At 45.4% G+C, this 24,969-nt stretch carries 21 protein-coding genes; 14 read left to right on the plus strand and 7 right to left on the minus strand.

Features of this window, described 5'->3' with window-relative positions; translation table 11 throughout:
- Positions 1–35 precede the first annotated feature (35 nt).
- From ubiE to tatC, 6 genes are all read left to right on the plus strand, one after another.
- Entirely contained in the window at positions 36–815 is a 780-nt protein-coding gene (ubiE, locus tag VEJY3_RS00480; RefSeq protein ID WP_014230498.1) for a bifunctional demethylmenaquinone methyltransferase/2-methoxy-6-polyprenyl-1,4-benzoquinol methylase UbiE, read from the plus strand.
- 11 nt (positions 816–826) lie between these two features.
- On the plus strand, positions 827–1,462 hold the full coding sequence (locus VEJY3_RS00485; RefSeq protein WP_014230499.1) for an SCP2 domain-containing protein: 636 nt from the start codon (positions 827–829) through the stop codon (positions 1,460–1,462).
- Positions 1,459–3,093: a ubiquinone biosynthesis regulatory protein kinase UbiB gene (gene ubiB, locus VEJY3_RS00490; RefSeq protein ID WP_014230500.1), complete on the plus strand. Its 1,635-nt coding sequence runs from the start codon at positions 1,459–1,461 to the stop codon at positions 3,091–3,093. The genes VEJY3_RS00485 and ubiB overlap by 4 nt, the downstream gene beginning before the upstream one ends.
- A gap of 49 nt (positions 3,094–3,142) precedes the next feature.
- Complete coding sequence (gene tatA / locus VEJY3_RS00495; RefSeq protein WP_014230501.1) at positions 3,143–3,409, plus strand: Sec-independent protein translocase subunit TatA; 267 nt, start codon at positions 3,143–3,145, stop codon at positions 3,407–3,409.
- Between the two features lie 3 nt (positions 3,410–3,412).
- The gene (gene tatB, locus VEJY3_RS00500) at positions 3,413–3,811 is read left to right on the plus strand and encodes a Sec-independent protein translocase protein TatB (protein ID WP_014230502.1); all 399 of its coding nucleotides are present in this window, start codon (positions 3,413–3,415) and stop codon (positions 3,809–3,811) included.
- Between the two features lie 67 nt (positions 3,812–3,878).
- The gene (gene tatC, locus VEJY3_RS00505) at positions 3,879–4,625 is read left to right on the plus strand and encodes a twin-arginine translocase subunit TatC (RefSeq protein ID WP_014230503.1); all 747 of its coding nucleotides are present in this window, start codon (positions 3,879–3,881) and stop codon (positions 4,623–4,625) included.
- Between the two features lie 363 nt (positions 4,626–4,988).
- On the opposite strand, the gene VEJY3_RS00510 is transcribed toward tatC, so the two are convergent.
- Positions 4,989–6,191, minus strand: a complete 1,203-nt coding sequence (locus VEJY3_RS00510; RefSeq protein WP_014230504.1) for a sodium:proton antiporter — start codon at positions 6,189–6,191, stop codon at positions 4,989–4,991.
- A 94-nt stretch (positions 6,192–6,285) separates the two neighbouring features.
- Positions 6,286–7,059 (minus strand): TatD family hydrolase, encoded by a 774-nt coding sequence (locus VEJY3_RS00515; protein ID WP_014230505.1) that lies wholly within the window; start codon positions 7,057–7,059, stop codon positions 6,286–6,288.
- Between the two features lie 184 nt (positions 7,060–7,243).
- Here VEJY3_RS00515 and hemB point away from each other — a divergent pair, with 184 nt between their 5' ends.
- The 3 genes from hemB to polA all read left to right on the plus strand — a co-directional run bounded on the left by hemB (position 7,244) and on the right by polA (position 12,302).
- Positions 7,244–8,305: a porphobilinogen synthase gene (gene hemB / locus VEJY3_RS00520; protein WP_041170287.1), complete on the plus strand. Its 1,062-nt coding sequence runs from the start codon at positions 7,244–7,246 to the stop codon at positions 8,303–8,305.
- Between the two features lie 140 nt (positions 8,306–8,445).
- Positions 8,446–8,880, plus strand: a complete 435-nt coding sequence (locus VEJY3_RS00525) for a GNAT family N-acetyltransferase (protein WP_014230507.1) — start codon at positions 8,446–8,448, stop codon at positions 8,878–8,880.
- Positions 8,881–9,509: 629 nt separating this feature from the next.
- Positions 9,510–12,302 (plus strand): DNA polymerase I, encoded by a 2,793-nt coding sequence (gene polA, locus VEJY3_RS00535; protein WP_014230509.1) that lies wholly within the window; start codon positions 9,510–9,512, stop codon positions 12,300–12,302.
- A gap of 756 nt (positions 12,303–13,058) precedes the next feature.
- On the opposite strand, the gene yihA is transcribed toward polA, so the two are convergent.
- Positions 13,059–13,718 (minus strand): ribosome biogenesis GTP-binding protein YihA/YsxC, encoded by a 660-nt coding sequence (gene yihA, locus VEJY3_RS00540; RefSeq protein ID WP_014230510.1) that lies wholly within the window; start codon positions 13,716–13,718, stop codon positions 13,059–13,061.
- Between the two features lie 159 nt (positions 13,719–13,877).
- Between yihA and VEJY3_RS00545 the strand changes: the two genes are divergently transcribed.
- The 5 genes from VEJY3_RS00545 to hemN all read left to right on the plus strand — a co-directional run bounded on the left by VEJY3_RS00545 (position 13,878) and on the right by hemN (position 18,574).
- On the plus strand, positions 13,878–14,495 hold the full coding sequence (locus tag VEJY3_RS00545) for a cytochrome c (protein WP_014230511.1): 618 nt from the start codon (positions 13,878–13,880) through the stop codon (positions 14,493–14,495).
- Between the two features lie 792 nt (positions 14,496–15,287).
- Positions 15,288–15,926 carry a class I SAM-dependent methyltransferase gene (locus tag VEJY3_RS00550; RefSeq protein WP_014230512.1) on the plus strand — a complete coding sequence of 213 codons (639 nt, stop codon included), beginning with the start codon at positions 15,288–15,290 and terminating at the stop codon, positions 15,924–15,926.
- The gene (yihI, locus tag VEJY3_RS00555; RefSeq protein ID WP_014230513.1) at positions 15,926–16,468 is read left to right on the plus strand and encodes a Der GTPase-activating protein YihI; all 543 of its coding nucleotides are present in this window, start codon (positions 15,926–15,928) and stop codon (positions 16,466–16,468) included. The genes VEJY3_RS00550 and yihI overlap by 1 nt, the downstream gene beginning before the upstream one ends.
- 7 nt (positions 16,469–16,475) lie before the next feature.
- A complete protein-coding gene (locus VEJY3_RS00560) occupies positions 16,476–16,964 on the plus strand; it encodes a DUF2489 domain-containing protein (RefSeq protein WP_014230514.1) in 489 nt (162 codons plus the stop codon).
- Positions 16,965–17,182: 218 nt separating this feature from the next.
- Positions 17,183–18,574 (plus strand): oxygen-independent coproporphyrinogen III oxidase, encoded by a 1,392-nt coding sequence (gene hemN / locus VEJY3_RS00565; protein WP_014230515.1) that lies wholly within the window; start codon positions 17,183–17,185, stop codon positions 18,572–18,574.
- Positions 18,575–18,640: 66 nt separating this feature from the next.
- Here the strand turns inward: hemN and add are convergent, their stop codons facing one another.
- From add to glnL, 4 genes are all read right to left on the minus strand, one after another.
- Complete coding sequence (gene add, locus VEJY3_RS00570) at positions 18,641–19,645, minus strand: adenosine deaminase (RefSeq protein WP_014230516.1); 1,005 nt, start codon at positions 19,643–19,645, stop codon at positions 18,641–18,643.
- A gap of 147 nt (positions 19,646–19,792) precedes the next feature.
- Complete coding sequence (locus VEJY3_RS00575) at positions 19,793–22,339, minus strand: GGDEF and EAL domain-containing protein (protein WP_014230517.1); 2,547 nt, start codon at positions 22,337–22,339, stop codon at positions 19,793–19,795.
- Positions 22,340–22,428: 89 nt separating this feature from the next.
- Positions 22,429–23,832, minus strand: a complete 1,404-nt coding sequence (gene glnG / locus VEJY3_RS00580) for a nitrogen regulation protein NR(I) (protein ID WP_014230518.1) — start codon at positions 23,830–23,832, stop codon at positions 22,429–22,431.
- A 50-nt stretch (positions 23,833–23,882) separates the two neighbouring features.
- On the minus strand, positions 23,883–24,893 hold the full coding sequence (glnL, locus tag VEJY3_RS00585; RefSeq protein ID WP_049794654.1) for a nitrogen regulation protein NR(II): 1,011 nt from the start codon (positions 24,891–24,893) through the stop codon (positions 23,883–23,885).
- Positions 24,894–24,969: the final 76 nt, after the last annotated feature.

Consider the following 24,969-nt stretch of genomic DNA (forward strand, 5'->3'; position numbering starts at 1 on the left):
CCAGCAGTGAAACGTGCTGCCTAAGAGGAATTAGAATGACGGACACAAGCTTGCAATCCAATAATGCATTAGAGAACGAAACCACCCACTTTGGTTTCACTACCGTGGCGAAAGAAGAAAAAGTAACTAAAGTTGCCGAAGTTTTTCACTCCGTGGCAGCAAAGTACGACATCATGAATGACCTGATGTCGGGAGGCGTTCACCGTCTGTGGAAGCGTTTCACTATCGATTGTAGTGGTGCTCGCCCGGGGCAGCGCATTCTGGATCTTGGCGGTGGTACTGGTGACCTGACAGCAAAATTCTCGCGAATCGTCGGCGATCAGGGCCATGTGATTCTGGCGGATATCAACAATTCAATGCTGAATGTCGGCCGCGATAAGCTGCGCGATAATGGTATTGTGGGCAATGTGCATTACGTTCAGGCGAACGCAGAAGAACTGCCGTTCCCAGATGATTATTTTGATGTGATTACTATCAGCTTCTGTCTGCGTAACGTAACAGATAAAGACAAAGCGCTGCGTTCGATGTTCCGCGTTCTTAAGCCGGGTGGCCGTCTATTGGTACTGGAATTTTCGAAACCAGTCATCGAACCATTATCGAAAATTTATGACGCATACTCGTTCCATCTGTTGCCAAAAATGGGCGAACTGGTCGCGAACGATGCGGAAAGTTACCGTTACCTAGCAGAATCTATCCGCATGCACCCAGATCAAGACACTCTGGAAGGCATGATGCAAGAAGCGGGCTTCGAAAACACCAAATACTACAACCTAACGGGTGGTATTGTGGCGCTGCACCGCGGCTACAAATTCTAAGGGTTAACGGCATGCCATTTGAACCTCTTATTACTGCCGTCATTGAAACGTCGCTGAACACACTGATTAAAGACGATCCTGCTCTGGGTCGTCGTTTAGCACGTCTGAAAGGCCAGGTTATTCAAGTCCACCTGAAAGAAATTAATAAGACGCTGACCTTTGTTTTCAGTCAGCAGATTGATGTTTTGGGTAACTATGAAGGTCATCCTGACTGTTATTTGTCTCTCAACCTGAGTGTGTTGCCAGAACTGAGAGATCAAGCCAACATCACCCGTCTTATCAAGCAAGATAAGCTTGAGTTGGAAGGTGATATTCAACTGGCACAAAAATTCTCTCAGTTGATGGTAGATTGCAAACCAGACATTGAAGAATGGCTGTCGCGAGTGACTGGAGATGTCGTAGCCCATACGGTCGTGCAGGGTTCAAAAAACGTCGGTAACTTTTTCGTTTCTCAAGCAGAAAAACACCAGCGACATCTAGCGCAGGTGGTGACAGAAGAGTGGAAATTCGCGCCAGCGCCGCTCGAAGTCGCGCATTTTTGCGATCAAGTGGACGAAGTACGCAGTCAGGCATCACGAGTGGAAGCTCGTCTGAATGCTCTGCTTGATAAATTAAATGCGGATAAGCCTGCGTTGGAGAAACCATGACTCCAGCAGAAATAAAGCGCTTATATCACATCGTTAAAGTACAACTGGAATATGGGCTGGATGAGTTGTTGCCGGAGCATCAACTGACGAAAGCGCCGCTTTGGATGCGCAAAAGCCTGTTCTGGATTAAAAATAAACACCCAGAGAAGCCTCTAGGTGAGCGACTTCGTTTAGCGTTACAAGAGCTGGGTCCGGTTTGGATCAAGTTCGGTCAGATGATGTCGACCCGCCGTGACTTATTCCCCCCTCATATCGCTGATCCCCTCGCGTTGCTTCAAGACCAGGTTGCCCCATTTGATGGTGAACTGGCGAAACAGCAAATGGAAAAGGCGTTAGGTGGACCGCTCGAAAATTGGTTTACCGAGTTTGATATTAAACCACTGGCCTCTGCATCTATTGCTCAGGTGCACACAGCGCGATTAAAAGACACTAACCAAGAAGTGGTATTAAAGGTCATTCGTCCGGATATTCGCCCAGTTATTGATTCCGATCTAAAACTGATGCACCGAATGGCACGTATAGTCGCGGGGGCAATGCCTGAAGCACGTCGTTTAAAACCGGTCGAAGTTGTTCGTGAATATGAGAAAACGCTTCTCGATGAACTCGACCTGCGTCGTGAGGTGGCTAACGCGATTCAATTGCGTCGAAATTTCGAAGATAGCGAAGAATTATACGTTCCTGAAGTTTTTCCTGACTTCAGTAATGAAACTGTCATGGTTTCTGAGCGAATATATGGCTTTCAAGTTTCTGATATAGAAGGCTTGATAGCAAATGGCACCAATATGAAACTGCTAGCTGAACGCGGCGTGAGTGTGTTCTTCACTCAGGTGTTCAGAGACAGCTTCTTTCATGCCGATATGCATCCCGGTAATGTGTTCGTTAAACCTGATCACCCGGAAAACCCAACGTGGATTGGGTTAGATTGTGGGATCGTTGGTACACTTAATAGTGAAGACAAACGTTATCTGGCGGAAAACTTCCTTGCGTTCTTCAATCGTGATTATCGTCGAGTGGCGGAATTGCACGTGGACTCAGGTTGGGTGCCGGCAGATACCAATGTTGACGAATTTGAGTTTGCGATTCGCATTGTTTGTGAGCCAATTTTCGCTAAGCCACTGTGTGAAATCTCCTTTGGTCACGTGCTATTGAATCTGTTCAATACTGCACGTCGTTTCAATATGGAGGTTCAACCTCAACTGGTATTGCTGCAAAAAACCTTGCTGTACGTGGAAGGGCTTGGCAGACAACTTTATCCGCAGCTTGATTTGTGGGAAACCGCAAAACCATTCCTTGAAGAATGGATGATGAACCAAGTCGGTCCGCAAGCTTTAGTGAATGCCATTAAAGATCGCGCACCATTTTGGGCGGAGAAGTTACCGGAATTGCCAGAGCTGCTTTATGATAGTCTCAAACAAGGTAAGGCGATGAACCAACGTATGGATCAGCTTTATCAGGGCTACCGTCAAAGTAAGCGACAGCAGGCGACAGGTAAGTTTTTATTTGGTGTTGGCGCCACTTTAGTCGTATGCTCGGCAATATTGGTGGATAACGCTTATGAGCAGCTATCGTTCGCCTGTGGGATTGCAGGTGTCACATTCTGGCTGTTTAGTTGGCGAGCTTATCGTCGATAGACGGTAAACTCTTGAAATACATTTTGTTTAAAGACCCGAGGTAAAAAGAATGGGTGGTATCAGTGTTTGGCAACTTCTAATCATTGCTGTAATTGTTGTATTACTATTCGGAACCAAGAAGCTACGTGGTATCGGTGGTGATCTAGGCGGTGCCGTTAAGGGCTTCAAAAAAGCAATGAGCGATGACGAAGATGCTGCGAAAAATGCTAAAGACGCTAAAGACGCTAAAGACGCAGACTTCGAGCCAAAAAGTTTAGAGACGCAGCAACAAAAAGAAGCTGCACCTGAAACGAAAAAAGACAAAGAGCAGGCGTAAAACGTGTTTGATATCGGTTTTTGGGAACTGGTATTAATATCTGTTGTTGGTCTGGTCGTTCTTGGACCGGAGCGTTTGCCTCATGCTATTCGCAGCGTGTCCCGCTTTGTCGGTGCCGCTAAGAGTATGGCAAATAGCGTCAAAGACGAATTGTCACACGAGCTGAAAGTCCAAGAGCTGCAAGAGAACTTGCGCAAAGCTGAGCAAATGGGGATGAAAGATTTATCTCCTGAATTGAAGTCTTCTGTGGAAGAACTTAAACAAGCTGCGCAATCTGTAAACCGCCCTTACGCGGAAAAAACTGAGTCCGATACTAAGCCTGTGAAAGCAGAGCCTGTCGTTGAGTCGGTAGAGAAAGCGGAAGATATCAAGGTTACAGCGGCAGATAAAAAAGCCGAATAGTCTCATTAGGAGGAGCTGCTAGGATAAGTAGCTCCTTTTTGATCTGGTTTTTACAAAGAGGTTTGCCATGTCTACCGTCGAGCAGACACAACCTTTAATTAGTCACTTGTTGGAGCTTCGCAACCGACTACTGCGTTCAATATTGGCAGTGTTGGTGGTGTTTGTCGGGCTAGTTTATTTCTCTAACCATATTTACGAGTTTATCTCAGCACCTTTGGTAGAACGTCTGCCTGAAGGGGCGACGATGATTGCAACTGATGTTGCGTCACCATTTTTTACGCCACTTAAACTGACTCTGATTGCGTCGGTATTTGTTGCCGTGCCATTTATTTTGTATCAGGTGTGGGCATTTGTGGCACCGGGCTTATACAAGCACGAACGTCGTTTGATCATGCCGTTGCTGTTTTCCAGCTCTTTGCTGTTCTACTGCGGTGTAGCGTTTGCTTATTTTGTTGTATTTCCGCTCGTGTTTGGCTTCTTCACCGCGATTTCGCTTGGTGGTGTAGAGTTTGCGACTGACATTTCCAGCTATCTGGATTTTGTACTGGCGCTGTTTATGGCGTTTGGTATTGCTTTTGAAGTACCGGTCGCGATCATTCTACTGTGCTGGACGGGTGCAACAACACCACAAGATTTAAAACAAAAACGCCCATACATCATCGTTGCAGCGTTTGTTGTTGGTATGGTGTTGACGCCACCGGATATGATTTCGCAGACGCTGCTGGCTATTCCAATGTGTTTGCTGTTTGAAGTTGGTTTGCTGTTTGCGCGTTTCTACACACGCAAAGATGAGGAAGACGAAACCGAAGAGTAGTCTTTGGTTCGTAAAATTATCAGTAAAAAAGCGGCTCAATAGAGCCGCTTTTTGATCGTAATCGTGAGTACTAAAACGTCATTACTTGATTTTTAGTACGTAGCCACAGTTCGAACATACATATATTTCTTTGATTCCGATGAGCTTTTGAAAGAAGGTTCGGCGCTGACGTTGTAAGTAAATACCATGCTGACACATAAATATTCCTATTTTTGTTATGATTGTTAATAAATATATTATGTGAAGCTGGTTCCAATTTTAAGGGGGTAAATGAGTTTGAAACGATGTTGTGTGATGGTGATTGTTAAATAGGGCTTGCTTGTTTTATGCAATACTCAGTAAGAGACTATTTTTAAAGCTAAATTAATCGGTTCCAATGCGCTCTGACAGAGCTCTCGCCGTGATACCATGTAAAACAAGGCTTAGTATTACAGTGCAAGCTACGGTTAATGCAATAAAGCGTCCCCCTGGTAACTCCGCATCTAAGACGATGATGGTAAATACAATACTCGCTAAACCTCTCGGACCAAACCAGCCCATGAACCAGCGGTGACGGGCGGGTACGGAAGTGCCGATAAATGAGAGATAGATAGGGATCATTCGAATCAGCGTTAAACTGATGAGGGCGTATACCATCATGTTGATGGAGAAAAGCCCGAGAACTTGCCCCACAACAGCCGCGCCAAAAAGAATCCAAGTCAGCATGGCTAATAGCTCTGCGAGGCTCTCTGTGGTCAATACCAGTTTGTGAGTATGGCGAGAAGCAAGATGACCAAACAGAAGCCCACCTGTGAATGCCGCAATGTAACCACTGCCGTGTAGAGTTTGCGCTAAACCGAAGCTGGTAAGGGCAATAGCGCCCACTGTCAGTTGAACCCAAATTTCACTGAGCCATTTTTTCTTCGCGCTCCAGTAGAGTAGCTTGGCGCCAATATAGGCTAGCGACAATCCAACCAGTGTGCCTATACCCAGCTCTTCAGCAAACACCATCAAAGCATGACGCGTACTGATATCAGCATGGGTAGTACTGGTTTCCACGGCGATGAGAAGCAACAGGATTGGGACGCACAGACCATCATTAAGTCCGCTCTCTACATTGAGTCCTTCGCTTACGGGAGTTGGTACCTTCGGGTTTGATATGACGGCTTTGCCCAGTGCCGCGTCGGTTGCCGCGAGCATAGTTGCGAGGATGGCAGCTTCTATAACCGATAAGACGTCAAACAGAATAACCGCGACGAATGTTCCCAAGATAATCGCGCCTGGCAGTCCAAACATGAGCATCCGGACTGGATAAACCGCTTTTTGTTTTAATACGGTGAGATTGGAGTGAGCGGCATCAGAGAAAAGAATTAAAGCCAGCGTCAGGTCGGCTAGCAGTCTTAAGTCATTCGCTTCTGCCGATAATCCTATTATCCCCAGGCCATATTCACCTAGCAGCAATCCCAGAGCGACATAAACTATCGGTCCAGATATTGCGGAGTTTTCGATGCGCTTTGCTATCAGGGTATATAAGAACACAATTCCAGCGAGAATGCTGATAACAAAATAGATACGCTCCAAATCCATAAGTACTTCCTTGTACGTCATGCTGATTTTTGAACAACTTTGGTATCAGTGTAGCAATAGCTATCGCAAAGTTTTTAGTTTGTTGCTGAGTAACTTATTGAGTTGAAGGTAAATTAAACAGTGATTCGGCATTCGCTGTCGTCATTGTGTCTACTTCTCCAATGGTTAAGTCTCTCAGTTCAGCAATACGCTGGGCAACGAGAGAAGTGTAGGCTGGCTCGTTGCGTTTCCCGCGATGTGGGACTGGCGCTAAGTAAGGGCAGTCAGTTTCCAGTATGACCCACTGCATATCGAGGTGAGGAATGACTTTATCCATCCCACCATTTTTAAATGTTGATACGCCACCTAAGCCGAGGTGGAAGCCCAACTCGTTAATCGCTTTTGCTTCTTCTAAACTGCCACCAAAACAATGAAATACGCCACGCAAGCGGCCATCTTGCTCCTGACTTAGCAGAGTTAATGTTTCTTCGATGGAATCACGAGTGTGGATCACAACAGGTAAGTCCATCTCTTTTGCCCAGTTAAGTTGGGTAATAAATGCCATTTCCTGCTCAGCTCGGTAGGTTTTATCCCAGTACAGATCGATACCAATTTCTCCCACAGCGATGAAGTTATGCTTCTCAAACCAGCCGCGAATGATTTCCAGCGTTTGTTCAACATTATCATCCACATAGCATGGGTGAAGGCCCATCATCGAATGGCATACTTCAGGATAAGCCTGTTCGGTTTGCAGCATCGGCTCAATCGACTCCAGATCGATGTTTGGCAGCAAAATCTTATTAATGCCTTGTTCTCGTGCGCGTTTTACAACTTCGTCGCGGTCATTATCAAATTCGCTGGCGTATATGTGCGCGTGGGTATCGATCATGGTTCGTCTCTGTGCTTCGTTTTTTAGGTCTTGTGAGAAGTATACTTGAGTGTGAGGGCGGGGTCATTTTCAGTTTTTTTCCGCGCCTTTTTCCAGATTGTCACCCGCAAGGTGCATCAAGAGTGATATGATTTTATCCACCAGATGATTTGATCATCATAACCGTCCAGACAAGGAGAAAATGGTGTCTGTATCAATTCAAGGTCCATTCCCTGCACGCCGTATGCGTCGCTTACGTAAGCATGACTTTAGCCGTCGTCTAGTGGCTGAGAACCAACTTTCTGTTAATGATTTGATTTACCCAATGTTCATTCTGATGGGCAAAGATCGTCGTGAAAGCGTAGAGTCCATGCCGGGTGTAGAGCGTTTGTCTATTGATTTAATGCTAGAAGAAGCGCAATACCTTGCAAATCTAGGTGTACCTGCAATCGCACTTTTCCCTGTCGTAAACCAGGATGCGAAAAGCTTATGTGCGACTGAAGCCTATAACCCAGAAGGTTTAGTTCAGCGTGCAGTGCGTTCTCTGAAAGAGCATATCCCTCAAATCGGTGTTATTACCGACGTTGCGCTGGATCCATTTACCACGCATGGCCAAGACGGCATCATTGATGAAGACGGCTATGTAATGAATGATGAAACGACTGAAGTGTTGGTTAAACAGGCGTTGTCTCACGCAGAAGCGGGTGCTGATATTGTTGCACCATCAGACATGATGGATGGACGTATTGGTAAAATCCGTGAAGCGCTAGAAGAAGCAGGCCATATTCATACTCAAATCATGGCTTACTCTGCGAAATACGCTTCGAACTACTACGGGCCATTCCGTGATGCGGTCGGTTCTTCGTCTAACCTTAAAGGTGGCAATAAGAAAAACTACCAAATGGATCCGGCAAATATTGATGAGGCGATTCACGAAGTCGCGCTGGATATCAATGAAGGTGCCGATTCTGTAATGGTTAAGCCGGGAATGCCTTATCTGGATGTGGTACGCCGTGTGAAGACTGAGTTGCAGGTTCCGACATTTGCTTACCAAGTGTCGGGTGAGTATTCGATGCATAAAGCAGCGATTCTAAACGGTTGGTTAAAAGAGCGTGAAACGGTGATGGAATCATTGCTATGTTTCAAACGTGCGGGCGCTGATGGCATCCTGACTTACTTTGCCAAAGATGTGGCGGAGTGGTTAGCGGAAGAAAACGCACAAGCGGCTCAATATCTAAATATGTCTCAGAAAGCGACAGAAGAGTAATTATCGCTTAGTGAGAAAAACCAGACCGACAATAGTTGTTCGTCTGTATATACCCAAGTAACCTCTGGCGGATCAAATATGGCTTATTTACATAGCAGCAGCCCAAGGTGCTTGGGTATTAAATTTCTGGGGAGAGAACAATGACAATGCTGATTCGTGAAGGCACGTTGGAAGAGGCACTTCAGGTGGTAACTCACGTAAAAGAGTTTTCCAATGGAGAAACAATGGAGTCTATGGCACAGCGTCTCGGCGATAAGAACAGCTTAATTCTAGTGGCTGAAAAGAACGGTTCGATTTTAGGCTTCAAAATTGGTTATGAATTGGATGATGATACTTTTTACAGCTGGTTTGGTGGCGTAGCTCCTCAGGCTCGTAATGAAGGGGTTGCACAAATGCTGTTAGAGGCCCAAGAAGAGTGGGTGGCTGAGCAAGGTTATAAAACCCTTAAAGTGAAGTCTCGTAACCAATTCCCAGCTATGCTTAGATTGTTATTGCGAAATGGATATCTCATTGAAAAGTTTGATGAAAACGTTAATCTTCGCGAATCTAGAGTACACTTCATTAAAGCAATGTGAAATTAAATGAGATTTTTTCTCATTTAATTGTTGACAGTTAAATGAGAATCATTATTATTAATCCTGTCTTAGGGAATGAGGAATGGTTCACAAGGACGTTGATTTACTTATTAATAGTTGTTGATTAACAGAAGTTGATTAACTGGTGTTGAGAAGGTGATGAAACAGTTTCCAAGAACTTGCACGAACTCTTTTTGACACGACATTGCTCACATTGCTTCCAGTGTAATTTATAGCTTCTTGGTTAAGCAGCTTGATAAAAAATTGCTTTACCACTTCTGCTAGGCGACCCAATTGGGTCGCTTTTTTCTTTTCTACGATTTCATTTGACGCCACGATTCATAACTTTTCCACATTTGATGATCATTTTTAGATCGTTGATCTTTTCATCTTAAAATAAAATTATTTAATATTATTAGTAACTTAACTTGGTTATTTTCTTTGTTTTGTAATCTTGTATAACCAGTGGATAAATAATATAAACAGAGTTATCCACAGGGTGGGTTGAGTTTTAGTGTATCAGCTCGAAATATTTACGCGATCTGGATCGAGCGAACAAGATAGATTCGGATCAGTAGTCATGGCATCCTAAGCAGATCTATTAAGTACTGACTTGGATACAGACAATTATGGCAAGTATTCCTGAAAATCCGCTGATTCTTATCGACGGTTCTTCTTATCTATATCGCGCTTTTCACGCCTACCCAGGCACAATGAGTAATGGTGAAATACCAACTAATGCCGTCTACGGTGTAGTAAACATGCTACGCAGTATGATGCGTCAGTTTGCGTCTGATCGTATTGCAGTGGTTTTTGACGCGAAGGGTAAAACCTTCCGTGACGATATGTATCCAGAATACAAAGCGAATCGTCCGCCTATGCCGGATGATCTTCGTTGCCAAATCGAGCCGTTACATAATGTGATTCGCGCAATGGGCTTGCCTTTAATTTGTGTTCCTGGCGTAGAAGCGGATGACGTCATTGGTACTTTGGCTTATCAGGCATCACAAAAAGGCATGCCAGTATTGATCAGTACCGGTGATAAAGACATGGCGCAGTTGGTGGATGACAATATCACCCTGATCAACACCATGACCAATGTTGTGATGGATCGTGAAGGTGTGATTGAAAAGTTCGGCATTCCACCGGAGTTGATCATCGATTACCTGGCGTTAATGGGTGATAAAGTCGACAACATTCCGGGTGTACCGGGCGTGGGTGATAAAACTGCAACTGCGTTGTTGCAAGGTATCGGTGGCCTGACGAAGCTTTACGAAAACTTAGATGATATTGCTCCACTGGGTTTCCGTGGTTCAAAAACCATGGCGAAGAAGCTAGTCGACAACAAAGAAAATGCAATGCTGTCGTACGAACTCGCCACTATTAAGCTCGATGTTGAACTGGAAGAAACGCCGGAATCACTGCTCAAAGCAGAACCAAGCAAAGACGAACTGATCAAGTTATATGGTCAACTGACGTTTAAGTCTTGGCTCAATGAGCTGTTAGAAGGCGGCTCAGGCGCTGTAGAAGCGGTCGAAATGGCTGGGTCTGCACGCGCATCATCAGCTTCTTCTCATGCTGAGATGGAAACGTCAGCAGTGACGATTGATCGCAGTCAGTACGAAACCATTTTAGACGAAGCGTCTTTTAATGCTTGGTTAGAAAAACTAAAAGCCTCTGAATTGTTTGCTTTCGATACGGAAACGGACAGTCTCGACTACATGGTAGCGAATCTGGTTGGTCTCTCGTTTGCGGTAGGCGAAGGCATCGCAGCTTATGTCCCTGTTGCTCATGACTACCTTGATGCACCGCAGCAGCTAGACCGCGACTGGGTGTTAGAGCAGTTAAAACCTATCTTAGAAGATGAGTCGCAAGCGAAAGTCGGCCAGAACCTGAAATACGATGCATCTGTTTTAGCTCGCTACGGCATTGAGATGAAAGGTATTAAGCACGATACCATGCTGGCTTCTTACGTATACAACAGCGTAGGCGGCAAACATGATATGGACAGCTTAGCGCTACGTTTCCTTCAGCATAGCTGCATCTCCTTTGAGCAAGTTGCAGGTAAAGGTAAAAAGCAGCTTACTTTTAATCAAATTGAACTCGATCAAGCGTCCCCATACGCAGCAGAAGATGCAGATGTCACTCTTCGTCTGCACAACCGTCTGTTTGCTAATATTGAACAAGACGAAAAGCTTAAATCGGTGTACGAAGATATCGAAATGCCGCTTGTTCCTGTGCTTTCTCGTATCGAGCGCACTGGGGTATTGATTGATGACATGAAGCTGGGCGCTCAGTCAGTAGAAATCGCCGCTCGCCTTGAAGAGCTTGAGAAAAAAGCTTACGAAATTGCAGAGCAAGAGTTCAACATGAACTCACCAAAACAGTTACAAGCTATCCTGTTTGAGAAAATGGGTTTACCGGTAGTGAAAAAGACACCATCTGGCACGCCTTCGACCAACGAAGAAGTTCTGCAAGAGTTGGCTCTAGACTACCCATTACCAAAACTGATTCTTGAATACCGTGGTCTGGCAAAGCTTAAATCGACTTACACCGATAAGCTGCCGAAGATGATTAATCCGACCACAGGACGCGTACATACCTCTTACCATCAAGCGGTAACGGCGACTGGTCGTTTGTCATCAACCGATCCAAACCTACAAAACATTCCAATTCGTAATGAAGAAGGACGCCGTATTCGCCAGGCATTTGTTGCACCGACGGGTTACAAAATCCTGGCGGTCGACTATTCACAAATCGAACTGCGCATTATGGCTCACCTTTCTGGCGACCAGGCTCTGCTTGATGCATTCCGCGATGGTAAAGACATTCACGCCGCCACTGCTGCTGAAATCATGGGCGTGGGCATTGATCAAGTCTCTAGTGAACAGCGTCGCCGAGCGAAAGCGGTTAACTTCGGTCTTATCTATGGTATGAGTGCGTTCGGCTTAGCGAAACAGTTAGGCATCCCACGTGGAGAAGCACAAACCTACATGGATAAGTACTTCGAGCGTTACCCAGGTGTGATGCAGTATATGGAAGACACGCGCAGTGCTGCAGCCGATCAAGGTTATGTTGAAACCATCTTTGGTCGTCGTTTACACCTACCAGAGATTAAATCTCGTAACGGGATGCGTCGTAAAGCAGCAGAACGTGCGGCGATCAATGCGCCAATGCAAGGTACAGCGGCAGACATCATCAAGAAAGCGATGTTACTTGTTGACCAATGGATTCAGGCTGAAGGTGACGGTCGAGTGAAACTTTTGATGCAAGTACACGATGAACTGGTATTTGAGGTTGAAGAGTTATCATTGTCCGAAATTGAAAGTAAAGTACAGAAATTGATGGAATCTGCAGCAGAGCTGAAAGTGCCTCTGGTTGCAGAAGCTGGCCATGGTGACAACTGGGATCAGGCTCACTAGTCATTTTTAAATCGATTTGTCTAATTTATTATGATCCAGCGCACAAACGCTGGCTTTTTTTTACGATTAAAAAAGACATGGCAGTCTTAGGTTTGCTGTCATTTAATAAAACTTTAATGAAAAAAAACTACAAAAATTCTTTGCAATTCTGACCAATTGTTGTACATTAATACTCGTAGGGTACAGAGGTAAGATGTTCTATCTTTCAGACCTTTTGTTTCACGTTATTGGATTAGGCTGATTCAGCCGCCCCAGTCAGTTTTTGACTGGGGCGTTTTTTATTGGGCCAAATAAAAATGTGTTAAAGAACAATTGCTTATTGTTTTTGGGCTTTTCATCAACCTTCCCCTTTCTTTAACTCCTTACAAAACCTCACTTTTTTCTGCATTTAGCTGTTCTCTACGTCCTGTAAATTTACGCCAGTCACATTCTGATTTTTTCTCCACAGAAACTAAGTCGTTAATAATCACAATTGTATTTATTTTAACTTTTTGAAATTTATCATTTTTATTGTGATTGAATGTGGCAGAGAGACTATAGTGGGGAAATTTGAAGGCTTTTTATGCTATTGAAATCATTTGATAGTTCAGTAATGCTTTACAGCATAATAACAACTACCAAGTTTTCTCTCCCGTTATCCCTGCCAGGAAGGTGGGGATTTTTATTTCTGTCATTTCCTTTCTTATTCGTTAGATAAACAAAAGCCCCACCAACGGGTTGGCAGGGCTATCGCAAAAATTTAACAAGAATTGTTAATTATTCTTCATTGCTCTCTGGCGTTTCTAATTCGTCTTCTTCAATCAGATGTGCCAGTGCAGGCGCAAACCAGGTGTCCAGTTTGGCACGCAGCTGATCAACACCTAGACCTTTCAGAGACGAAAATACGTCCACGTCTACATCACCACCGAAAGTTTCAACTTGCTTACGAATTTTCAGTAGCGTCTGTTTACGGGCACCGCTTTTCAGTTTGTCTGCTTTGGTCAGCAGCACTTGCACTGGAATACGGCTGTCGATAGCCCAAAAAATCATTTGCTGGTCGAGATCTTTCATTGGGTGACGGATGTCCATCAGAACCACTAAGCCTTTTAGACACTCGCGCTTCTGAAGGTATTCGCCCAAAGATTTCTGCCATTTGTTCTTCATCTCAACTGGGACTTGAGCAAAGCCGTATCCCGGTAGATCGACGATATGACAACCTTCTTCTACCTTGAAAAGGTTGATCAACTGGGTACGACCCGGTGTCTTTGATGTCTTGGCTAAGCTTTTTTGGTTAGTCAGACGGTTAAGTGCACTCGATTTACCAGCGTTTGAGCGTCCTGCAAACGCAATCTCGACACCTTCGTCCTCCGGCAAGTGGCGAATATCGGGTGCGCTGGTGATGAAATGCGTATTTTGGTAATGAATTTTTACGCTCACTGTTAACTCCATCTCGACTTTGTGTAGTCGATTGATTACTTTTTTGTGAAATTGTGTAAAATAACCGTGCTCGGCATGAGGTCGCCTATTGTACCATGAGTGTACACGGTATGTTCACATTCCGTGGTACTGGAAGCTTGATAATTATAATGGAATGTCATGAAGAAATTAGCGCTAATTTTGAGTGTTTTAGCCAGCTGCTCAGTATGGGCCCAAGGTAGTATTGAGGCTGGTAAAGCAAAATCACAAACCTGTGTCGCCTGTCATGGTGCAGATGGCAACAGTGCAATCGCAATGTACCCTAAACTCGCTGGTCAACACGCTAAGTATCTTGAAAAACAGTTGCAAGATCTTAAGTTAGGTATGACAAGCGGTGGTAAGCAAGGTCGTTACGATCCCGTCATGAGTGGTATGGCAATGCCGCTAAGTGATGAAGACATCGCAGATCTATCCGCATACTTTGCGTCTCTGCCAACGTCAGAGAACTCAACACCTGAAAACGTTGTTGAGAAAGGCAAAGTGCTTTACACCGCTGGTGATGCTGAGCGTGGTCTAACGGCATGTATTGCATGTCACGGTGCTCGTGGTAACGGTACTGAGCTTTCAGGTTTCCCTAAAATTTCTGGTCAGCATGCTGACTACATCAAAGCTCAGCTTACTAAATTCCGTGATGGTAGCCGTGGTAACGATATGAATGCCATGATGCGTGATATCGCGAAGAAGATGACAGATGAAGATATTGAAGTTCTGTCGCAATATGTTGGCGGTCTGCACTGATAACTGATAACCCTACATAGTTCGAGCAATGTTATTCAAAAATGCCCCGGCGAATTCGTCGGGGCATTTTTGTTGGTGACTTAGCTCACACCAGAGGTAAGTGGCTAAATAGATATCTAGCTCGGTAGCTTGTAAGACATTTGCCATACTTGTTGTTGCCTTTTTCTCTTCGGTTAACCTTAACATTATGATTAGTAATATCTTTTGTCTGTAACAGGAAAAATGCTGTAGTTTTTTTCTGTGCTCGGCTTGTCGCAAGGTTTGATCGGCGTAAAGTAGAAGCTGTTCACAGGGGGGTGAACAAAGGGAAATTTAGACCAAGGTTTCGGTCTCAGGGATTCAAGCTAGGGATGCTTGGTTGTTGCAAAAGGACTTGGGTAGGCAGGGAGCCTACCGGATAAGGATGGTCATCTAGTCTGACGGTTAAGACAGTGAAAAGGATCAGGCACAGGAAGTTGCCCAGAAGACAGGAAGTTAATGGATAGCCAAAATTCATCAGGAAGATGAAAAACAACACTTTTTGGCAAGGAAAGCTCGAAAAACAAAAGGATTATTGGTGCACTCAATGCGTGCAACACAGTTTCGCCACATAAGATGGCATTAGGAAGCGGCAGTTTAACTGTCGCTTTTTTTATTTCTTTCACAATAAATTCGACGTCGAAATTCTCTCAGGAGATGATGTCGCATCAGAATCAGAGTTTTTTAGTAAAAACTGCTGAAAAAATACTCAGTAACACTCCAATCTGAGTTCAGTTTCTGGTATGTTTCGCATCCCTGTTTGAGGAAGTCAGCATGCATACCTGTCCTTTATGCCACAATCAGCACACTCACCATTATTTTGAAGATAAGCGTCGCGAGTATCTTCAATGTGAACAGTGCCGTTTGGTGTTTGTAAATCCAGACCAACGTTTGGATGCAGATACCGAAAAAGCTCACTATGATTTGCATGAGAACAATCCCGAAGATATGGGATACAGACGCTTTTTGTCGCGAATAGCTGATCCAATGACAGAGCGAATTTCTCCACAATCGAACGGAATCGACTTTGGTTGTGGTCCGGGCCCGACACTTTCTCTGATGTTAGAAGAAACGGGCCACAGCATGGCGTTATATGATCTTTATTACCACCCTGATACATCGGTGTTAGAAAAGCAGTATGACTTCATGACAGCAACAGAGGTGATTGAACACCTCTACCACCCAGATATGGTGTGGAAGCAATGGTTGAATTTAGTTAAGCCAGGGGGCTGGATTGGCCTGATGACAAAAATGGTCATCGACGCAGAGGCTTTCAAATCGTGGCATTATAAGAACGACCCAACGCATGTGGTGTTTTTTAGCCGTGAGACGTTCCAGTTCCTAGCTGAGCGGGATAAGCTCGAACTTGAATTTATTGGTAATGATGTAATTTTACTGAGGAAGACCCAGTAATGAGCCGTAGTAAAAAATCTAGAAAGCCGGGTGCCGCAGGCGCACCTGATATTATTGTCACTCGTAACCGTACTGAATCAGACGTGGAAGGCCGTTTACGTAAGCGTGCGAAAAAGCGCAAAGGTTTGAAAACGGGTAACCGTAATTCAGACGCGAATGAGCAGAAGCAACGCGCCGCTGCACAAAATCGTGACCCACGTTTAGGCAGCAAGAAGAAGATCCCTCTGATTGTTGAGCCAGCGAAGAAGATGACCAAGCAAGAACGTCGTCTGTCTGCGGAACAAGAGCTGGAGATGCTGGAAAACGATGCACAATTGAATGTGTTGTTGGATCGTATCGAAGCAGGTGAGAATCTGGGTACTGGTCTACAAAAATACGTAGACGAGAAGCTGGATCGCATCGAGAAGTTGATGGACCAACTTGGTCTGTTAGAACCTGAAGAAGAAGAGGACTTTACTGCTCCTGCTGCGAAAGGTTCTCGTAATGACGATGATCTTCTTGCGGATTTTGATGATATCAACTTTGACGACTACAAAGGATAATTAAGCGATGAACGTAACCTTATTAGCAATTGCAGGGGCGGTGATCATTATCGCTCTGGCTTCTTATGCAGGTTACCTTCTGCTTCAATTGAAAAAGCAAAAGGAATTGCAGCTGAAGCATCAAAAACTGGCGATTGATAAACGTAACGCCAACATTTTTGAGAACGTGCATACCTTGTGTCAGGCAGGTATTCAAGGCCAGTGCGATTTGTCGGAAATCAGTATTCGTGTCTACTGCATCATGGATTATGTTCAGGGTGAAGACCGTATTGATTTCGACAAAACGTATCCTGCAATTTCTGAGCTTTACCATATTGTGAAAGATATGGCGCGCGGTGAAGATCGCCAGCAACTAGCCAAAAAAGAGCGTATGCAGCAGAATCTGACTCGTCAGAAAGCGGAAAGTCGCTTAACCGAGTCGATCGTTAAAGAGCTCGAATTGTTGAAGAAAAACGTCCAGCCACTGAATAATCAAATTAATATTCAGATGATCTAGTCACCAGAACGTTACTTGATTGCTTGAGTCAGTAATTTCACCCCAGTTATGCTCTTGTGGCAGCTGGGGTTATCGTGATCACGCTAGCACTTCTTTGGTTTTATAATTAAAAAGCCAAAAGGTATTACCGCGGTTATCTTTGTCGTGTGGCAAAATAAGCAGCTCTGAATATTGGGTGACGGCTTTCGTTGCCCTAACATTTAACGGAAAGTACCACCATGTCGAATCAACACACTGAATCGAAACAACAAATCGTTTGGGATCAAGCAGTATTGGATAAGTACAACTATTCCGGTCCTCGCTATACGTCGTACCCGACAGCATTGGAGTTTCACGAAGCATTTACTATTTCTGATTATGATATGGCATGTGCTCAGTACCCTGATCGGCCGTTATCGTTATACATCCATATTCCGTTCTGTCACAAGCTTTGTTACTACTGTGGTTGTAATAAGGTGATTACTCGTCACTCGCATAAAGCCGATGAGTACCTCGATGTTCTAGAGCACGAAATTCGTCAACGTGCCTCTTTGCTAGTGGGCAGAACAGTAACGCAATTGCATTTTGGTGGTGGTACACCAACGTTCCTATCTGAAAAACAGATCACACGTGTGATGAACCTGCTTCGCCAGGAATTTTTCTTCAGTGATGATGCCGAAATCAGCATTGAAGTTGATCCGCGAGAAATTGAACTCACTATGCTGGATCACCTGCGCAGCGAAGGCTTTAATCGCTTAAGTATCGGCGTTCAGGACTTTAACAAAGAAGTTCAGAAACTGGTCAATCGTGAGCAGGATGAAACGTTCATTTTTGATATGGTGGCACGTGCGAAAGACTTGGGCTTCCGCTCGACAAACCTGGATTTAATCTACGGCTTACCGAAGCAGACCAAAGAGTCTTTTGCTAAGACATTGGAGCAAGTGCTTGAAATGTCGCCGGGTCGTCTGTCGGTATTTAACTACGCCCACATGCCGCAGCTGTTTGCCGCTCAGCGTAAGATTAAAGATGAAGACCTGCCTCAAGCCGAAGAAAAGATGGCGATTTTGCAAGATACCATCGCAACGTTAACCGATGCGGGTTACCAGTTTATCGGTATGGATCACTTTGCTAAGCCTGATGATGAACTTGCGGTTGCTCAGCGAGAAGGTGTGCTGCATCGCAACTTCCAGGGTTATACCACACAAGGTGAGTGTGACTTAGTCGGCTTTGGCGTTTCGGCTATCTCGATGATTGGTGACGCTTATGCGCAGAACCAAAAAGAGTTGAAGAAATACTACGCTCAGGTGAATGACCTGCGTCATGCGCTTTGGAAAGGCGTCTCGCTGGATGCGGATGACTTACTACGCCGCGAAGTAATTAAGCAACTGATCTGTAACTTTAAACTGGATAAAAGAGCCATTGAGTCGGAGTTTAAGGTTAAGTTTAATCAGTACTTCAAAGAAGACTTGGAGCTGTTACAAACCTTCATTAATGATGAGCTGGTCGAAGTGGATGACAACGAAATTCGTGTCACTCTACGCGGTCGCCTGCTTATCCGTAACATCTGTATGAGTTTCGATAAGTACCTCCGTGCGAAGGCTCGTCAGCAGCAGTTCTCTCGAGTGATTTAGAATTCGAGAGATTCCGAATACAAGAAATGCCAGCAAATGCTGGCATTTTTTATGATTTTCGCGGAATTAAACGCGATGTTTAACTTTTTCTTTCAGCTCTGCTTTTTCAGCGTCTGACAAGAATGCCAACTCAAGGCCATTGATTTGCGCTTGGCGAATCTGTTCTTGGCTCAAGCCTGCAGCTGGTGCTGCGACTTCGTATTCGTAAGGCAGCTCAATACCTTCAACCGCTGGGTCATCGGTGTTTAGACATGCAAGAACACCATGTTCAAGGAACTGTTTTAGCGGGTGATTCGCAAGAGAAGCAACGGTGCTGGTCTGAATGTTCGATGTCAGGCAAGATTCAATACCAATGCGGTTTTCTGCTAGGTAATCCATCAATTTTGGATCTTCAATCGCTTTCACACCGTGCCCGATACGCGTTGCACCTAACGTGTTGATTGCTTGCCACATACTTTCTGCACCAGCAGCCTCGCCAGCGTGAACAGTCACGTGAAGACCCGCGTCTCGCACTTGTTTAAAGTGAGAAACAAAACGATCACCTGGTTGACCTAGCTCGTCACCTGCAAGGTCAACTGCCACAATGTGGTCTTTCTGACTAAGGATACCGTCTAATTCCTGTTGGCAAGCATCGATACCGAATGTACGGCTCATGATGCCAATCAGATTAGCTTTGACACCGAAATCACGCATACCTGCCTGAACACCATCGACGACTGCTTCAACGACACCGGCTACTGGCAGGTTGTGCTTCATTGCCATGTAGTAAGGCGAGAAACGCAATTCCGCGTAATCAATTTGAGCGTTCAGCGCATCTTCCACGTTTTCATACGCAACACGACGACACGCGTCTAGATCACCCAGTACCGCTACGCCCCAATCAAGCTTTGAAAGGAAAGCAACGAGAGAAGGCTCTGCTTCGACAATCTGAACGTGTGGCGTGAGAGATTCAACGTCGTACGCAGGCAGAGTCATCCCAAATTTTTGGCCAAGATCTAGGATGGTCTGGGTACGGATGTTGCCGTCAAGGTGGCGGTGCAAATCGGTAAGAGGAAGGTTCTTAGTTATCATTGTGTTGATCCGGATAGTTATGAACTGGAACAAGGCCCAAACATCATCTGTGACAATACATTGGGAAGATTTGCAATTAAGTATAATTAACAGTTTGGTTGATTGTCAGTAGAGCGTGACCAGGAATTCAACGATTCTCGCTCTTTTCTACTCCATGTTAACTAAATGTGTTGGCCATTCTTCCAGTGGCATAGGTCGGCTGTAATAAAATCCCTGCACCTGATGGCAGCCTATTGAACGAAGCAGTTGGGCTTGAGAGGCGTTTTCTACCCCTTCAGCTACAACGCTGGTTTTAAGTCCAGCCGTTATATTAAGCACGGCTGCAACTACAGATCGCTCTAGATTCTCTTGGTTTAATTGGTTTACGAACGTGCGATCGATTTTCAGACATGTAAAGGGCAGGGTATGCAGATAGCCCAGAGACGAATAGCCTGTACCGAAATCGTCTATCGCGATGCCTATGCCCATATCGCGGAGTTTTTTCATGTTGTCTAGCGTTGTCGGCCCGCTATCGATGATGCGCGATTCAGTGATCTCCAGAGTCAGGTTACTGGCTGGGAGTTTAGTTATTGTTAGCACACGCGTGACGCTATCGACAAAGTCCGGACAGGAAATTTGGTTAACCGAGATATTTACATGCAGTTGGAAGTCTGATGGCCACTGCTTATTTTCAATGGCGTCGTAGGTATCGCGACAGGCTTGTAACAGAATCTGTTGACCAATCGCTTTGATCATCCCGCTCTCTTCTGCGATGGGAATAAAATCCAACGGTGAAACCATGCCTGACTCACTCTGCCAGCGCGCCAGAGCTTCGGCACCACAGGTATTGCCAGTTGCCAAGTCGATAATCGGCTGATAATGCGGAATGAACTCTCGGTTTTCCACTCCGGTTTGAATCTTAGTCAGCATCTGAGTGCGAAATTTAGAAGCGTTGGCGAGTTCAGGGCTGTAATGGCAAACATTTGTGAGAGAATCTTGTTTGGCGTAACTCAGTGCAATGCTGGCATTACGTAACCATAAAGACATATCTTCGCCTTGCTTGCTTTGCACAATACCAAGCGAGATTTTCATGATGACGGCTTCTTCTTGCGTGATGAACGGAGTCGCAAAGAGTAGCTGTAAACGACGCTCTATGAGCCGAACGTCATTGCTGTTGTGTACATTGGATACAAAAATGGCGAACTCGTCTCCACCGATCCTGGCCAGCAAAGTATCACCTTGAAATTGTTGTTTCAGCCTTTCCGCTATGTCTATCAGTAGTTGATCGCCATTGTGGTGGCCGACACTGTCATTTATGTCCCTAAATCGGTTGATGCCGAGCAAAAATAGCGTTCCGTGGCACTGGCAGCGTTGCTGAGTACACATTTCTACTAACCCTTGGCGGCTGTATAAACGTGTAAGTGAGTCATAAACCAACTGCTCTCGTAAGGCGGTAAATGATGCTTTTAAATTTGCGGTCATTTCATTAAATGCCTGAACAAGCACCGTGGTCTCATATACATAGCCCGGCTTGGGCAGGCTGCTGTTCCAATCGCCCTTAGCCAACTGGAGTGCTGCAGCTGCAGTGGTATTAATTGGCTTTGTGATGCGATTGAAAATGACCCAGCAGATTGCAATGCCGATTAAGCTGACAATGATGCCCACAAGCCAGCTTTTTTCCTGACTGTCTGGCAACACTCCGAGCAATTCTGCCTCAGAGATAGAGGTACCGATAAACCACTTAATCCCGTTGGGGTCTTCATAGGGTGTGAGTCGGCTGAAGATACGTTGTCCGTTGTGGTCAAAGACAAAGGTAAAAGTTTGCGTGGTGTGGGAAAGATCGAATGAGCGGACCCGAGTGGCGCTGGATTGAATGATTGGATTGGTGCTCTCAGAGGCCAATAAGCGCTGTCCTTTATCGGAGAAGCGTGTGCCCCATGATATGACACTGCCGGATTCGGAGTGCGCGACCAAGCGATGCTCCTGATCCATGATAAAGACAGAGGCTTTTGTCTTTTGTGCTACTTCGCGTAGAAACTTGTTAAAGGTATTCAGCCGGACATCGGCGACCAATACTCCCGCTAATTCTTGTTTAAGGTACACCGGTGCCATCGCTGACAAAGTAATCTCTTGGCGTTCATCGGAGTTACTATAAATTTCTGACCACATTGGTCTTTGATTTTTGGCTACCGGTTGGTACCAAGGGCGGTTGCGCGGGTCATAAGAAGTAATGACTGAACGAATATCGTCACTGACCAGACTGGTTTCGTAGATTACCAGATCACCACTGGTTTGTTGGCTTTGAAGCATTAAAGTGTAGTTGCCAGAAGGCTCCAGACGAAAACCGGTAAAGTCGCCACTTTCAGAGCCAAAGGCTATCACATCCAGCTGTGGGATAGACTCTGAAAGGGTCTCAAACGTGCTCAGTAAGTAGGTTTGGATCTCATGGGAATCGATAGGGTGGAAGAGGTTGTGATGATTCACACTATGGGCGAGTGTTGTCACGGCAGCCAGAGGCTCATTTAGAAAGCAGTTAAGATGCTCGTGGACACTCTCGGTCAAAACCGACAGTTGCTTATCACTGATATCGGTCACCACCGTTTCGTAGTTCTGCTTTTGGACGTAGACCATTACACTGATAGCCAATAAGAAAATCATCACAAATGGGATGAGTACAGCGGTACGTAGTGTAATTTGAGTCGTAGCAGTAGACATTGTCTAATCACAAAAGGGTGGTGCGCCATATTGTACTGATACGTTTATTAATACTAGATGACAGCTATGCTGTATTATTAATCAAAGTGTCAGTACAACTCCTTTAATTTTCTGGTGAGCGTATTACGTCCCCAGCCTAGTACTTTAGCGGCATCTTGCTTGTGACCTTTAGTGTGTTCTAACGCGGCTTCCAATAAAATGCGTTCAAATTCTGGTAATGCGTAAGAAAGCAGTTCTTTATCGCCTGCAGCTAATGATTGACGTGCCCAGTCCGCCAATTGTTCTTGCCAGCTGCCTTGCGTAGAGTCTGAGATAGTTTTCTTTTCTTGCAGCAGTTCTGAAGGCAGGTCGTTGGGTAATACTTCACTACCGCTAGCCATAACGGTCAACCAACGACAAATGTTCTCCAACTGACGCACGTTGCCCGGCCAGTCCAATCTGTTGAGAATTTCTACCGTAGAAGGATGCAGTGTTTTAGTTTCAACGCCAAGCTCGTCCGCAGCGCGCAGCAGGAAGTGCTGAGTCAGTTTCTCTATGTCTTGCTTACGTTCACGAAGTGCTGGAATTTGTACCCGAATAACGTTCAAGCGGTGGAACAAGTCCTCACGGAAATCACCTTCATGTACCAGTCTTTCCAGGTTTTGGTGAGTTGCGGCAACGATACGGACATCGACACTGATTGGCGAGTGACCACCGACACGATAGAACTGACCATCAGCGAGAACGCGTAGTAAACGAGTCTGGATATCCAATGGCATATCACCGATTTCATCCAAAAATAACGTACCGCCATTCGCTTGTTCGAATCGGCCTTGGCGAACATTGTTCGCGCCGGTAAACGCGCCCTTTTCATGGCCAAACAGTTCGGATTCGATTAGGTCTTTCGGGATTGCTGCCATGTTAAGTGCAATGAAAGGTTTGCTGGCTCGAGGGCTATGTCGATGAAGCGCGTGAGCCACAAGTTCCTTACCGGTACCAGATTCACCATTGATCAATACTGAAATTGAAGAGCGGGAAAGGCGGCCAATCGCGCGAAACACTTCCTGCATCGCCGGTGCTTCACCGATGATTTCTGGTGTTTCGGCAGGGATGTCTTCTGGTGATATCTGCACTCGTTTATTTTCATGACTGTGAGCGATAGCGCGCTCGACTAAAGTCAGGGTTTCATCGATATCAAACGGTTTTGGCAGGTATTCAAATGCGCCTTTTTGATACGCATTAACTGCCGCGTCCAGATCGGAGTGAGCGGTCATAATGATGACGGGCAAGTCCGGGTAGTCGCGCTGAACTTGTTTGAGAAGCTCAAGGCCATCGATGCCCGGCATACGTATATCTGAAACCAGAACGTCAGGAACTTCGCGTTCTAGTGCCATTAATACGCTTTCCCCATCAGCGTAGGTTTCGCACTTAATATTGGCTGAAGAAAGGGTTTTTTCCATCACCCAGCGAATTGAACTGTCGTCATCAACGACCCAAACATATCCTTTACTCATCTACTAGTCCTTGCAGCAAAACCGTAAAACTGACCCAAAGCTAAACTTGGTCAGATCGGCAAATAAATTGTGAAATTGGTGTGGCCAGGCCAGCTCTCAACATCGATTTTTCCGTTGTGCTGGTCGATCAAATTCTGTGAAATAGACAGTCCGAGTCCGGTACCGCCTTCTCGGCCACTGACCATTGGGTAAAACAGCGTATCTTGTAATTCAGGTTGAATGCCCGGTCCGTTATCGGTGATCTCAATACGCGCGGCTAATTTACAGCGCTTACCATGAATATTTGCTTGGTGCACTGTTCTGGTGCGAATGGTGATCTTGCCGTGCTCTTGAGACGCCAGAATTTGTGCTGCGTTGCTGACGATGTTCAGCATTGCTTGCTCTATTTGGTCTGCATCCATCAAAATCTCAGGCAGGCTTGGGTCATAATCTCGCTCGATAGTGATAGAGTTTTGCGACTCCAGTTCGACCAATTGGCGGACTTTTTCCAGAACCTGATGGAGATTTTCTTGTGTCTTTTTACCTGGCTTTTGAGGGCCAAGCAGGCGATCGACTAAGGCCCTCAATCGATCGGCTTGTTCGATAATAATATGGGTGTATTCCGTTAAGGATGGATCTGGCAACATCTTTTCCAGTAGCTGTGCTGCCCCCCGCAACCCACCTAATGGATTTTTAATTTCATGCGCCAGACCACGCACAAGAAGCTTGGCTGCTTGTTGTTGTGCGTGTTGGTTGAGCTCCTGCGTGAGTCGGCGTTGCTGGTCGATCTTTCGCATTTCGACCAAAAGCATAAGCTGCTTTTCCCAGGTTATCGGGCTCACCGTCACTTCCAGCATCAAAGGCTTTCCGTCGACAATGAAAGTGACATCGCTGTCGGTGATACTTTGGCCACTTTGCAGAGGCTGAGTGAGCAGTGCCAAATCCATCGAGGCATGTTGGATAAGCTGAGACAACGACTGCTCGATGATGCGTTTAGCACTTTGTGAAAACAACAGCTCCGCTGCTGGGTTGGCATAACGGATCGCTAACCCATCATCGAGAATTAGCGTTGCTGTAACCATATTGTTGAGAATGGCACTTGGAAGATTGGTATCCACATTATGTCCTTGTTTGCGTTAAGATCGTGCGACGCACAAT

It is taken from the genome of Vibrio sp. EJY3 (genome assembly GCF_000241385.1).
Taxonomy (GTDB): domain Bacteria; phylum Pseudomonadota; class Gammaproteobacteria; order Enterobacterales; family Vibrionaceae; genus Vibrio; species Vibrio natriegens.

Bases quoted from the DNA above. Each gene is read 5' to 3' on its own strand.
- polA (WP_014230509.1), top strand. From the start codon at position 9,510: ATGGCAAGTATTCCTGAAAATCCGCTGATTCTTATCGACGGTTCTTCT.
- ubiE (WP_014230498.1), top strand. From the start codon at position 36: ATGACGGACACAAGCTTGCAATCCAATAATGCATTAGAGAACGAAACC.
- VEJY3_RS00550 (WP_014230512.1), top strand. From the start codon at position 15,288: ATGCATACCTGTCCTTTATGCCACAATCAGCACACTCACCATTATTTT.
- VEJY3_RS00575 (WP_014230517.1), bottom strand. From the start codon at position 22,339: ATGTCTACTGCTACGACTCAAATTACACTACGTACCGCTGTACTCATC.
- add (WP_014230516.1), bottom strand. From the start codon at position 19,645: ATGATAACTAAGAACCTTCCTCTTACCGATTTGCACCGCCACCTTGAC.
- yihI (WP_014230513.1), top strand. From the start codon at position 15,926: ATGAGCCGTAGTAAAAAATCTAGAAAGCCGGGTGCCGCAGGCGCACCT.
- glnL (WP_049794654.1), bottom strand. From the start codon at position 24,893: ATGGTTACAGCAACGCTAATTCTCGATGATGGGTTAGCGATCCGTTAT.
- VEJY3_RS00525 (WP_014230507.1), top strand. From the start codon at position 8,446: ATGACAATGCTGATTCGTGAAGGCACGTTGGAAGAGGCACTTCAGGTG.
- VEJY3_RS00485 (WP_014230499.1), top strand. From the start codon at position 827: ATGCCATTTGAACCTCTTATTACTGCCGTCATTGAAACGTCGCTGAAC.
- VEJY3_RS00545 (WP_014230511.1), top strand. From the start codon at position 13,878: ATGAAGAAATTAGCGCTAATTTTGAGTGTTTTAGCCAGCTGCTCAGTA.
- VEJY3_RS00510 (WP_014230504.1), bottom strand. From the start codon at position 6,191: ATGGATTTGGAGCGTATCTATTTTGTTATCAGCATTCTCGCTGGAATT.
- ubiB (WP_014230500.1), top strand. From the start codon at position 1,459: ATGACTCCAGCAGAAATAAAGCGCTTATATCACATCGTTAAAGTACAA.
- hemN (WP_014230515.1), top strand. From the start codon at position 17,183: ATGTCGAATCAACACACTGAATCGAAACAACAAATCGTTTGGGATCAA.
- tatC (WP_014230503.1), top strand. From the start codon at position 3,879: ATGTCTACCGTCGAGCAGACACAACCTTTAATTAGTCACTTGTTGGAG.
- tatA (WP_014230501.1), top strand. From the start codon at position 3,143: ATGGGTGGTATCAGTGTTTGGCAACTTCTAATCATTGCTGTAATTGTT.
- glnG (WP_014230518.1), bottom strand. From the start codon at position 23,832: ATGAGTAAAGGATATGTTTGGGTCGTTGATGACGACAGTTCAATTCGC.
- VEJY3_RS00560 (WP_014230514.1), top strand. From the start codon at position 16,476: ATGAACGTAACCTTATTAGCAATTGCAGGGGCGGTGATCATTATCGCT.
- VEJY3_RS00515 (WP_014230505.1), bottom strand. From the start codon at position 7,059: ATGATCGATACCCACGCGCACATATACGCCAGCGAATTTGATAATGAC.